The following is a 12667-nucleotide window of genomic DNA, read 5'->3' as shown; positions in this document are numbered from 1 at the left end:
CTTTAAGCTCCCTCCATTCCCTTCTCCCCCCGCACCCGCCTCAACGCGCGCGTCACTTTTCCCTCCACCCCCATCCCCAGGCGCTCTGCCACCCATGCATTGCGCACTCCGGTCCGCCACCGGATCAGCGCCGCCAATACAGCCTTCTCATCCAACCAGCGGCCCCGCCCCACCAGGTCCCCCGCCTTTACCGGCAACCCTATCCACTCGAGCCCCGCCTTCGCCAGGCGCTCCGCCTCCGCCGCATCGTGCGCACGAGCCGCCGCTCCCCGCAGGCTCCCTTTCTCGGTGCCTCTCCGCCACTTCCGGCCTCAGCATCGCCAGCACCTTCTCGCCAAAACTCTCCTCTCCCAGATACCAACCGCGGCGCAAGGCTTTCAGTGCGGTTGGTCTCGGGGAGGCGATCAATAGGCCTTCTGCACCTCGACCCCCTTGCCGCCCTTGCCGCGGCGGAGCGATTCCCAGCCGTCGATGTTGCTGCGCTGCATCGTGCTGTTGTCCATGTTCAGGTTGTTGAGGAAATCCTGCTGCCGTAGCTGCTGCAGTTCCTGTTGAGGCTGCGGTGCCGCCTGATTGGGTGTGTCCGGAGCCCCGAGGTGGGTGGTGCCGCGGTAGAAGGCGTAGCGGCCTTCCTGGCGCGCGATCACTGTCGCCCGACCCTGCAGGCCCTCGGCGACGAAGATGCCCCGCAGGTCGGTCTCGCCGCTCTTGAACTCGCTGTCGCTCGAACCGATCGCCTTGACGTGCACGTCGGCCTGGTAGCCTTCATCGACCGTGTCGCGCACGTTCACCCGCAGCGACCCGGCGGCCGGTGACTCCTGGATCTCGAGCCGCAGTGGCGTCACCAGCACCATGCCGCTGGTGAAGAGGTTGTCGCCCCGGCAGATGACCAGGTAGGCGCCCTCCTCCTCGAGCGGCAGGGTCACCTTCTTCTCGAGATCGCGGTAGTCCTTGCCGTCGCCCAACTCCACGGTGAGCTCGCTTTCGGGCGCGATGCCGGCGAGGTGTACCTGGGTGATCTTCGACAGGTTCTTCTCGCGCAGGTAGAGCTTCATCAGGTCCACCTTGTAGACCTGCAGGTAGGCTTCCTTGATGTTCCGGTAGCTCAGGTCGAGCACGACTTCCTCTCCCGGCTTGAAGGTGGTCACCTCCTCGAGGCCGATCTTCTCTTCCTCGAAGTATTCGATCGCCGCCCCCGCGTCCGGGTAGAGCCCCTCGACCTTCTCATACCACTCGATCGCCTTGCCCGGCGCCCCCTGGGCGTGGTGGATCTGCGCGGTGATGTATCGGGCGTAGTCCCGGTCCTTGCTCTTGCCCTCCGTCACCGGCGCCGCCGAGGCAAGCGCCTCGTCGTAGTGAAGCTGCCAGAAGTGACCGAGCGCGGCCATGTACTGGAAGCTGCTGACGAAGTCACTCTTCGGGTAGCGCTTCTGGAAGCGTTCCGCGACCGTCACGACCGTTTCGTAGTCCTTCAGGGCAAAGAAGGCGTTGGCCATGCTGAAGGCCGCGTCGTCCACCAGCGGATCCTCGGGGTAGAGGGTCTGGAAGCGGTCGAGCAGCGCCAGCGAACGCTTGAGCAGACCGACCCGGTCGAACTCCTCGCTTTTCTCTTCCTCACCCAAGCGGCGGCGACGGCGATCCTGCTCGGCCTTCAGCTCATGGGCCTTCGGCGCCTTTTCATAGAGCTGCTGGGAAAGGGCGAAGTAGGAGGAAACCACCTGGGAGGTGTCCGGATACTCGCGCCAGATGTCCTCCATGTAGTCGATCCCTCCAAGGAACTGCCCCTGGTCCTCCAGCACCGCCGAGAGGCTGGCATCGTTGATGAAGCTGGAGTCGATCGTCGCGCGGAAGACGAGCCAGGCCCGCTCGTGCTCACCGATCAGGCGGTAGGCCTTGCCCACCGCCAGGATCTTGTCGAAGGGGATGGTCAGGTCCGGATGCCGCTCGCGGAGGATCTCGAACATTTCGACCACCTGGTCGGCGTCGAAGTATTCCTCCATCGTGTAGATCCACAGCAGCATGCGGGCGAGGTCGCGCTCGTAGTGGCTGCGATGCTTCTCGAATAGGAGCGTCAGATGCTTGAGGGCAACCTCGTGATTGCCATCGTTGAAGTTGAGACCGGCCAACTCGAAGTGTTCATGGCGATTCATGTTGTAGGGATCGTCGCTCTTCTCCCCGGGCCCGAGCACGGTGATCTCGCGCGGCTTGCCGAGCGTCATCCGCCCGCGGTTGTAGAGGTCGTGAATGATCGCTGGCAGCACCCGGTAGGTCCCCGGCGCGTAGGCGACGAGCTCGTAGGAAAGGTCACCGATCGCCTGACCCGGGCTGTAGTAGAGCGTGATCATCCCGTCGCCGATCTCGTGATGCGGCACGCTGCCAGACAGCGAGCCATCGACGAGCAGCATCCCGGCCGGCAGGAACTCCCGGCGGATGCGGTACTGGCGGCGGGCATCGCTGTAGGAATTGCTGACCGTGGAGGTCACCCGGATCTTCTGGCCCATCTCGACCTTGGTGACGGGTGAGGTGCTGAGCGAACCCAGCGGCACCCCCCGGTAGGAAAGGCGGTCATGGAAGAAGCCCCCGCCCGTGAACCGCAGTTGGTGCCCCCAGCTGTCCGGATTCTTCATGTCGGCGGAGAACCCGGTCAGGATCGCGCCATAGTGATAACGGCCCGGCCCCTTCTTCTCGAAGCGCACGACGTTCGTCCCGTCGACCAGCGCCTTTGGCGGCACCGGAATGCGCGTGTTCCGCACGATGTCGCCGCTCTTCAGCGAGGCAACCTTGCGTCCGTTGACGAGGACATCGATATCGAAGTCCGTCTGTTCCGCCTGGTTGCGCCCGTGATAGGCGGCGAGCGCCGCCACCGCGGGTCCCAGCGCGCCGGGTGCGTGGTGCGGAAAACACCCCTGGTTGCGCAGGAGCAGGTTGGCCGCCTGCTCGGCGAGCGGCGAGTCCGGCTTCACCCCGGCGAATGCCAGCAGGGCCAGCGCGGTGGTCGCGTTGCGGTCCTGGAGCACGGTGTGGCCGTGGCCGGCCCACCACGCGATCTTCGGCCGCCGGTCCCCCTCCTCGAACTCGACCTTCTGTTCCAGCAAATCCACCAGGTCGCTGGCGAAGTCGTCGCGCTTGAGGTTGATCATCGCCACCGCCGTGTGGGCGAGGGCGCTGTTGGAAAGCGAGGCCCGCTCGCGATAGATCCGGTTAAGGTGCGCAAAGTCGGCCTTCCCGGTCACCGACAGCGCCTGCAGGATCACCGCCTTGTTGTCGTTGTCCTTGGTGCCGAGTGAACTGAAGCGGTTTGCAAGGTAAGCCTCGGTCTTGCCGAGCACGTCGGGCTGCATCGGCGTCCCGGCGGCGTGCGCCCGGGCCAGCGCCCAGTAGCTGCGGCAGGTCAGGTAGAGGTCGGTCGATCCGCACCACTGCCAGTGGCCGTCGTCCTGCTGGGTCGCGGTCAGCGACGCCACCAGCGTCCGCACCCGTTCGCGAAGCATCCGGATCGCGTCCTCCCGGCCATCGCGGGCGACGGCGTAGTCGAGCGCCGCCACCGCGGCCAGCAGGTCGTCCGCCTGACCCGACGACCCCGCGGTGTGCAGGGCGAAATCCACCAGCGCCTGCTCGAGCGAGGGACTCAGGGTGAGCTCCATCTCGCGCCAGCTGTATTCGCGCTGGTCGGAAAGCTCGAGGATCGCGCTCGCATTGCCCGACGACACCCCGCCGTCCGAAACCGCAAACTCCATGCCCCAGGGCCGCAGCGGCATGTCGATCTCCAGCGTGTCGGCATGCTTGCCGGTCGCGGACGACGCGGTCAGCGTCACCCGTTTCGCCAGCGGGATTTCGAGTTCCTCGAAGACACATTCGGTGACCGAGTTGGCCTTGATCCCGACCTTGCGGCGGCTGACGAAGGGCGGTTCGGCCCCGACTTCGAGCTTCACCTCGATCTCACCCGCGAAGTTCGTCAGGTTGTGAACCTTGGCGAGGAACCGCATGCGGTCGCCCTCCTGGACGATCGTCGGCGTCTTGAGTTCGAGGAAGAAATCCTTGCGGGTGATCAGGTCTGCGGTGGCCTGGCCGACCAGCGTTTCGCGGGTGCAGCCGCGGGCGGTGAGGCGCCACTGGGTGGTGCTCTCCGGCAGCGGCAGGGTCACGGTGGCCTCGCCCTCCTCGTCGGTCACGATCGGCGACAGCCACCGCGAGGCATTCATGACGTCCTTGCGCGGCTGCGGCGCTCCCGCCGGTTTGCCATCGACCACCTTGGCTTCTCCAGAGGCGCCCGACTCCGCCAGACGCTGCTCCGCCCTCGACATTGGCCTTGGCGCCGTCGGCTCGTTGGCAACCATGCCACCCAAGGACTGGCCGGCTGGCATCTGGTCCTTCAAGGCCTCGATATCCAGGCCCATTGGGGCGGCTCCCTGGCCGTAGGTGGCGCGATTCATCTCCGCCAGCTCGGCGAGCTGGGCCTCCTCGCGCTTCCTGCGTTCGAGGCGTTCCTCTTCCTCGAGGATGGTCTTGAGCACCGGACGGGTGAGGCCGGTGTAGCCGAAACCACAGGTCGACCCGAGATCGAAGCCCGCATGGCGGCGGGCGCCGGACTGGAAGAACTCGAGGATGGGCGGCACCCGCTCGGGATAGAGGGCGTAGAGCGCCTCGTTTACCAAGGCGAGGCTCAGCTCGGCCTGCACCGGCTTGCCGTTGTGGTCGGTGACGACCAGCTCGACCTCACCGTCCGCTCCGGGCGCCTCGACGGCGCGACGGGGTTTCACCGTCACCCGCAGTTCCCGCTCGACGGTCAGGTCCTTGTGCGCGGCGCGCAGCTCACGGCCGTCGATGGCAGCGACCGCGATGCGGAAGTTCGGGTAGTGCGCGTGGTCGGGCACCAGGTCGACCGGATTGAAGCCCGGCTTCAGCGTCAGCACCTCGTGCGAAATGACCTCCTCGCCCTCGATCGTCAGCAGCGCGAGGACCTCATCCAACCTCGAGTGAAGCCGGATCGGCAGCTTCGACCCGACCTGCCCGGTATCGCTGTCGGTAAAGAAGCGGAGTTTCACCGCATCCTCGTCGTCCGAGATGCGGATGCCGGCCTGCCCGGACACGAGTTGCTCGAAGCGGTCCATTCCCGAAACGCGCAGCAGGTAGCTTCCGCCCTTCTTCAGGGTCAGCTGTTGGGTCGCCCGCCCGGTTTTCGGATCGGTCTCCACGGTGTGTTCCTCGACCGTGACCTCCGCCGCCGGCAGGCTGCCGCGGTCGATCCACGGCACCTGCGAGAGGATCCGGTCCGGTTTCGGCACCTCGCGCCGGAGTACGGTGAGCGTGAGCTTGCGCCCAACCGGCTCGCCATCCGCCCCGATGGTCTCCAGCGCCACATCGAAGGGCTCGCCGGCGAGGGCCACCTCCTGCGAGGGCTTGACCTTCACGCTGAACCCGAGCTCGGCCAGGAACACCTGGTCGACGGCTGCGACATTGTACTGCTTGGCGTGGGCGGTGAACTCCAGCGCACGGCCCGGGAGGAAACCGGAGGGATCGAACTCGATCCCGATCTCGCCCTTGTCATCGGCCCGGCCCGAGTAGCTGCGACCGTCCGGCAGGGTGTAGTCGATCATCTCGCCGGCCGCCGGGGTGCCCCAGTAGTAGCTCGCCTTCAGTCGGCCCCGCACCATCTCGCCGCGGAAGATCACCGGCTCCTTGAAGTCGAAGGCCAGCCTGACCTTTTCCAGCTTGTAGCGCTGGACGGCGAAGGTGCCGTTGCATCCGCCGAACGATCCGCCCGTGTGATTGCGGAGCCTGACGTTAATCGTGTAGTCTCCGAGGGGTGCCTGGGAGTCGATCTTCAGCGAGGCATCGAGCGCCCCGAATTCCGAGAGCTTGCAGTGCTCCCGGGTGAGCATCCGGCCCTTGGGATCGAACACCACGACGTCGAAGCTCTTCTCCCTGGGGACGATGTAGCTGCCATCCTCCACATCGCGCAGGATCGCGCGGATGTTCACGGTTTCCCCCGGTCGGTAGGTGGGCTTCTCGGTGTGGACATAGCCACGGGCGCTGAGTCCGGAACTGAGCTGCAGATTGCTCAGGTCGAGGTTGTAGGAGGCGATCCCCTGCTCGCTCGAGGCGAAGATGCGGACGCTGTTTCCGTCCTTCAGCCGTTCCTCGAACTTGCCGCGGAAGACCCCGTCCTTGCCGGTCTTGCCGGTGCCGAAAACCTCCCCGCCGTCGCTGGCGATCACCGACACCCCGGCGGCCGGCTGGTTGGTCAGGCGATTCTGCGCGAAGACCAGCACCTCGCGGCGGCTGGTCTTGGTGATGATGTCGATGTCCGAGCGGATCACCAGGGTGGTCGCCTCGAAATCCTCCTCGGTCACCTTGATCACGCACACGCCCGGCTTGCCCTTCTCGAAGGGGATCTTGATCCGCTGGGTGGTCGGCTTGAACTTCTCGTAGTCCGGCACCTCGACTTCCCAGGTCTTGTCCGGCTGAATCAGGTCGACGTCGAGACCGTCGATGCCCTCGATGCCGTGGGTCTTGCGGAAGTAGGCCTCGAGATTGAGGAAATACTGGCTGAGGGTCAGCTTGGGCGCATTGCGCGAGGTCACCTCGATGAAGACGTCCTCGTTGGTGCGGAAGGTCCGCTCGGTGCGCGCGCTGAGCGAGTGCGCGGTGAGCTGGGCGAAACGCTGGCTGGCCTGGCCGGACCATGAACCCCAGTTCAGGCGCTGGTAGGTCGCGAGCGCCTGCTCGAGTTCACCCAGCTTCTCCTCCTGCACCTGGCCGATGCGGTAGAGGGCGAGCGACGACTCCTCGGTGTTCGGATACTTGCTGACGAGCTTCTCCCATTCCTCGACGGCCTTCCGGTAGTGCCCGGCAATCTTCTCCCGGGTTTCCTCGTCGGGATCTTCCATGGACTCCTCGAGCTCGACCGCCTGCGCGTGCTGGATCTGCCCGAGCGTGAAGAGGATCTGACGCGCCCGCGGGTCGAGGGGATGATCCTGCAGGAACTTGTCGAAATGCCCACCCGCCACGTCGTAGTCCTTGGCGGCGACCGCATCGATGCCGATCTGGAACTGCGCGTTGATGATGCCCGACTGGCACTGCGACCACTGCGCGCCGTTGGGGAAGCGGGCGATGTACTCCCGCCACTGCCGGATGGCGGCCTCGTAGTCCTTCTGCCGGAAGCGCAATTCACCGATCATGAAGACCGCTTCGCGAGTCCAGTTCTCGAAGGTCTCGCTGCAGGAGACGCCCGTCTTGATTTCAGGATCAATCTCACCATCCTCCGGGACGAAGGTGAAATTCGCCCCGGTGGCGAAGTCCTGGTAGGCGGCGATCGCATCGTCGGTCCGACCGAAATTCCGGTAGGTCAGCGCGATCAGCCGCGAGGTGTCGGTCGCGCGCGGATGCTTCGGATGGCGCTTGAGGAAATCACGCGCTTCGAGGATCGCCTGGTCGAGCTCGCCGGGGGCCGGATGAGGCAGGTTGTAGGAACGGACCAGCAGCCAGTGGGTGTCGGACTTCAGCGCCTGGTCCTTCCCGCCGAGCAGGTCGATCAGGTCCTCCGCATTCTGTCGGGCCATCTGCAACTTGGGCAGGTGGGGACTCGGGTCGTCCGGGACCTGGAGCGCCTGATGGCGCATGCCGGCGACGACGACGATGCTCTGGCCGCTTTGGGCGAGCTGCACGTCGGCGAGGTGGAAGCGGGCCTCCTTGAAGTGCTTCCCGGCTGGGAGCGGATTCTCGCGCAGTTGGCCGCGCAGCCGCTCCGGACTGCCGACCGGCCCCGCCCAATTCGGATCGAACTCCTTGAGGTAGGCGCGGAACTCGGCCTCGGCCTGCGGCCAGTTCTGAAGCTCCTGGTGACTGCAGGCGATCTTGAACTGCACCTCGTCCTTCAACGCGCGGCCGATTTCGAGCCCGAGTGCATGGGTGTAGAGCTGCAGCGCCTTCGCGTAGTCGGCGGGCGGCGCATCGAGTTCGTCCTGCTCCGGTTGCCGGCCCAGCTCATCGGCGAACTCCACCAGGATCCGCGCCAGTCCTTGCTTCCGATCCGACGAGAAGAGCCGGTTCGCCTCCGCCTCATAGATCTTCTCCGCCTCCTCGAATTTCTTCTGCGCGACCAACGCCCGGCTCTTGAGATAGAGCGCCTTGCGCTTCCACTCGCTCTTCGGGTGCCGGTCGAGAAGCTCGTCGCAGGCTTCCACCGCGAGCCCGTGCCGGCCGCTCAACTCGAGAGCAAGGGCCTTGAGATAGCGGGCGTAGTCAGCCTGCTTCGCGTCCCCGGCTTTCAGATGACTTTCAATCAACTCGACCGCCTTCGGAAAGTCTTTCGCCTTCAGGGCCCGCTCGGCCGGGAGCAGAGGGTTGGCGGCAAATGCCGGAGACAGGAGAACCAGAGCGAGGGCAAGGAGCAGTTTCATGGTTGGATGAGGCTAGGGGAAAGGCCACGGGCGGTGTGTAAGGCCTATGTAAAGAATCGCCCCGCAGGAAGGACTCCGTCCGTTCCTTCATCCTGAATGACCCCTTGGACGGTGATTCCTTGGAAATTCGTCGGAATCGGCCGTCCTCCGGCGGCCGCCTACCACTCGACCCCCACCCCTTCCTCGGGGAACAGGATGTGTTTGCTGAGGCCGAGACGGTCGGCTTCCTGCAGCAATCGATCGACCGCCTCGCCAGCACCCTCAGTCAATCCGCCGCCGGAGCTTCTCCAAGTCGAGGAGATCCTGATCGCGGCCAGCCCGCTGCTTCGCCAAGATCAGATCATCAAGGCCGAGAAACGGGACCTCAATCCCTCCGATCCGGACCGCCTCGCGACGAGTCCAGCAGCCCGGAAACTCAAGCCCGGGAACACTGGTCAGCAAATCGACTCGGACCGGTGGCACCCCGATCTGGAACATCACCCCCGGCTGGCTGAAATCACCGACATCCATGTGGCTCAGCCAAGCGCCGAACTTCAACATGGCCTCACGCAGGCGAGCCGCGTTATCCGGATCCGGTTCGATCCACAGGTCGAGATCCTTCGTGAATCTCGGCTCGCTGTGATACATCACCGCGTAGCCCCAACGACCAGTAACCTAACCTGGAAACGGAACAGCTCGGCCAGCAGTTCTTTGAAGTCGAAGTTCATCGACTGGTAGCCCTTTCATGGACCAGGCGGTCTCGACCATGTCCCAAGCCGCCGAAAACCGGACTTCGGGGGATTGCGCCTGCCAGAACGCGAGATCGAACTCGCCGTCGTCCTCCTCGACGCCAAGCTTGCGGGACCAAACTCGGCCACGCTGGGTCTGGTCCACTAGAATCGAACCACTCATGCGCGCAGGATACCTCCCGGCGAGGACAGAACAAGCCCGTTGAAGGAAGACATGCACGGCGAGACCGAATGACCCAATCCAGACGCCCATTCTCAAATTCAACACCGGCTCACCACTCGATCCCCACCCCTTCCTCGGGGATCAGGATGTGCTTGCTGATGCCAAGGCGGTCGGCTTCCTGCAGCAAGCGGTCCACTGCCTCCCCGGGCTCCTCGTTGCCGAGCGGAAAGGTGTCGTAGTGCATCGGGATCATGATCTTCGCCCCGATTTCGGCGAAGGCGCGGACGGCCTCCTCCGGGTTCATGTGGACGTCGCGGCCGCTGGGCGCGTCGTAGGCCCCGATCGGCATCAGGGCGACGTCGATGGACGGGCAGCGGCGGCCGATTTCGGCGAAGCCGTCGAACCAGGCCGAGTCGCCGCAGTGGAAGACGCTTTTGCCACCGGCCTCGATCAGGTAGCCGCCGTAGTCGCGATGGGTGTCGTGCAGGTAGCGCGCGCCCCAGTGGTGGCTGGGCGTGTGGAGGATGTGGAGTTCGTCGAGTTCCAGTTGCTCCCAAACCTTCATCTCGTGCACCTCCGGAAAGCCGAGCTTGCGGACCAACGAACCGCTTCCCTTCGGCACCACGATCCCGTCGCGCGCCTGCAGCACCTTGAGGCTGGGCTTGTGCAGGTGGTCGAAGTGGGCGTGGGTGACCAGCACCAAGTCGAGTTCCGGAATCCGTTCGATCGGCAGGCCGGGTTCGCGCTGGCGCTTCACGATGCCGTGCCAGCGCGCCCAGTTGGGATCGATGACAATCGTGTGGTCGGCGAACTGGAGGAAGAACCCGGCATGGCCGATCCAGGTCACCCGCACCGCGCCCTCGGCGGGCGGCTCCAGCACCGGGACCTGGATCTCACCATTTCGCCGGCGGAACATGCCGGGCACGATGCGATGGCGGAAAAACTTGTAGTTACGCCGGGGCCAACCCTTCTGCGGAAGGATCCCCGAATAGTGCGCGCTGGCGCGCCCCGGCCTCGCTCGCTTCTTTGCCATGCCCCTACTCCTTCAAGCGCCCGTGGCCGCCGCATACGCCTCGGAAATCCGTTCGGCCCAGTCACGGGCGCGCTCGGCGAAGCCGCGGTCGTCGCCGGCGTAGGAAATGCCGCGCGATACGTTGATCACATCCGGTGCCCTGCGTCCGGCACCGGCGAGCGAGGCGAGGTCCCCGCCCTGGGCCCCGAGTCCCGGGACCAGCAACGGGGCATCCGGCATCTTCGCCAGAACGTCGGCGGCATTGGTGAGCCCGACCACGTAGCCGGTGTCCGTGGCGCGTCCTTCAGCACCGGCACGATCCCCCAGCGCGGTCACCAACTCGAACACCGAACGGCCGTCCGCAAGTTGCTGGCGCTGGAAGTCCGCCGAACCGGCATTGGAGGTCACCGCGAGCAGGTAGACCCCCTTCCCCTCCCAGTTGAGAAAGGGCTCGAGCGAATCGTAGCCGAGGAAGGGGTTGAGCGTGACCGCGTCGACCCCCCAGTGATCAAAGTAACTATGCGCATAGTACTTCTGGGTCTCCCCGATGTCGCTGCGTTTGGCGTCGAGGATCACCGGCACCTCGTCCGGCATCGCCTCCAGCAGTTCGCCGAGGATCTCGATGCCGCGCAGCCCCATCGCCTCGAAGTAAGCCATGTTCGGCTTGAAGGCGGCGGCCTGCTCCCAGGTTTCGTCGACGAGTCGCTTCAGGAAATCCGGCACCGCCCCGATCCCGTCGTCCCCCGGGCGGGGATCGATCCCGACGCAAAGTCTCGATCCCGTGGCGTCGATCCGGGCCTGCAATCGTTCGGCGTAGCGCATGCCCGGAATCTTGCCCCATCGATCGCCCACGGCAAGGGCAAGGGGGCCGAAAGGACCGCGCAAGCCCCCTGGCACGCCGGAGCCTTGGCGTAGGCGGCACTCGCGCTCCCGTCAAAATGCGCGACCGGGGTCGCGCGGCCCTTCAGCCCGGAAGGCGCATCCGCGTCCCGCGAAAGACCTTACGCCCCACCTTTCGCTCCGTCCCCATCAGGAAAGCCAGCAGCCCCCCCTGAAAAACCAGCAGGATCATTTTTCCACCGACCCCCATCTCGAACCATTTTCCAAAACACCCGCAATCCGGATCCATGCCGCGGGCCATCGCCTGGCCGTTGACGAAGAGGAAGATCACGGTAAGCGCAAGCAGCACCCGCACCGCCCCCCGGTGCAGGACGCTGGCGAGCAGGCAGATCCCGGCGAGAAGCTCCAGCCACGGGACGAAATAGCCGACCATCAGGTTCCATGGATCCTGGAGGATGCCGAATTCCGCGACCTGACGGGAGAATGCCGGTGCACCGACGCGAAACAGCTTGTCCCCGCCAATGGCCGCAAACCACACACCGAGCAGCACCCGCAGGCTCAGAATCGTGTACTCGAAGGGTGTCCTAGGCTGCATCAGACCCGACGTTAGGAAATCCAGCCCCCGGCGTCGATGCGAAGAATCGCATGGCAAGAACCGGCTTTTGACGCTACACGAAACCATGGTCCGGTCCTTTCTCCTGCTAGCGCTCGCCGCCACACTGCTCCCGGCTGCGGCCGGGTCGAAACGGCAACCCGCCCAGCCCCGCTACGATCTGCAGGAGGGCGACATCGTCTTCCAGGGAAACCCCGGGGCCCAGAGCGATGCCATCCGCGACGCCACCGGCTCGCCCTTCACCCATTGCGGCGTGGTCTTCAAACACGAGGGACGCTGGATGGTGGTCGAAGCCGTCCAGCCCGTCGGTGCCACGCCGCTCGACCGCTGGATCGCCCGCAGCCTGCCCGACACCTTTCGCGCCTATCGTTTGAAACAGCCGCTCGAGCCGGCATCCGCCGCCAGGGCCCGCGGCTGGGCGGAACGGCAGCTCGGCCTCAACTACGACCTCAAGTTCCGCTGGGACGACGGCGCCCTCTACTGCTCCGAGTTCGTGTGGAAGCTCTATCGACAGGCCGGCGTTGAACTCTGCAAGCAACGCCCGTTCCGCGACTACAACCTCGAGGCCCCCACCGTGAAGGCCATCATCGACCAACGCTACGGCGGACGGCAGAACCTGCCGCTGGACGAGCCGGCCGTCGCTCCCGGCGACCTCGTGAAGTCCCCTCTTCTCGTCGAGGCCCCGCGGCGGGCGGTGAAGAAGCACTAACCCGGATTTCTCACGGGACGTGAGGAATCCGCCCGAAGGGCCGACTTTGTCGGGGTTAGCCCCGATAGGCCCTGCAACACACTGTCTAACAAAAACAATCGCCAGAATCCTCTGTGGTGCCGTAACGGTCCCGACCCGGTCGGGATGCATTTCTCACGCGTGAGAAATGCAGGCTAACACGCCCCCGTTCCTCCACCTTC

6 protein-coding genes are annotated in these 12667 nt (G+C 65.2%); 1 reads left to right on the top strand and 5 read right to left on the bottom strand.

The window, feature by feature from the left end:
- Positions 1-404: 404 nt before the first annotated feature.
- From ACG2LG_RS15305 to ACG2LG_RS15285, 5 genes are all read right to left on the bottom strand, one after another.
- Positions 405-8402, bottom strand: coding sequence for a tetratricopeptide repeat protein (locus ACG2LG_RS15305; protein WP_396260397.1), 7998 nt, complete (start codon positions 8400-8402; stop codon positions 405-407).
- A gap of 261 nt (positions 8403-8663) precedes the next feature.
- Positions 8664-9029 (bottom strand): nucleotidyltransferase, encoded by a 366-nt coding sequence (locus tag ACG2LG_RS15300; RefSeq protein ID WP_396260395.1) that lies wholly within the window; start codon positions 9027-9029, stop codon positions 8664-8666.
- 373 nt (positions 9030-9402) lie between these two features.
- Entirely contained in the window at positions 9403-10209 is an 807-nt protein-coding gene (locus ACG2LG_RS15295; protein WP_396260393.1) for an MBL fold metallo-hydrolase, read from the bottom strand.
- Between the two features lie 129 nt (positions 10210-10338).
- Positions 10339-11127 (bottom strand): orotidine-5'-phosphate decarboxylase, encoded by a 789-nt coding sequence (gene pyrF, locus ACG2LG_RS15290; RefSeq protein ID WP_396260392.1) that lies wholly within the window; start codon positions 11125-11127, stop codon positions 10339-10341.
- A gap of 142 nt (positions 11128-11269) precedes the next feature.
- Positions 11270-11740: a MauE/DoxX family redox-associated membrane protein gene (locus tag ACG2LG_RS15285; RefSeq protein WP_396260390.1), complete on the bottom strand. Its 471-nt coding sequence runs from the start codon at positions 11738-11740 to the stop codon at positions 11270-11272.
- Positions 11741-11807: 67 nt separating this feature from the next.
- Here ACG2LG_RS15285 and ACG2LG_RS15280 point away from each other — a divergent pair, with 67 nt between their 5' ends.
- Positions 11808-12467: a YiiX/YebB-like N1pC/P60 family cysteine hydrolase gene (locus ACG2LG_RS15280; RefSeq protein WP_396260388.1), complete on the top strand. Its 660-nt coding sequence runs from the start codon at positions 11808-11810 to the stop codon at positions 12465-12467.
- Positions 12468-12667: the final 200 nt, after the last annotated feature.

The organism is Haloferula sp. A504, assembly GCF_044385805.1.
Lineage (GTDB): Bacteria > Verrucomicrobiota > Verrucomicrobiia > Verrucomicrobiales > Akkermansiaceae > Haloferula.
This window is presented reverse-complemented; position numbering and strand designations above follow the sequence as displayed.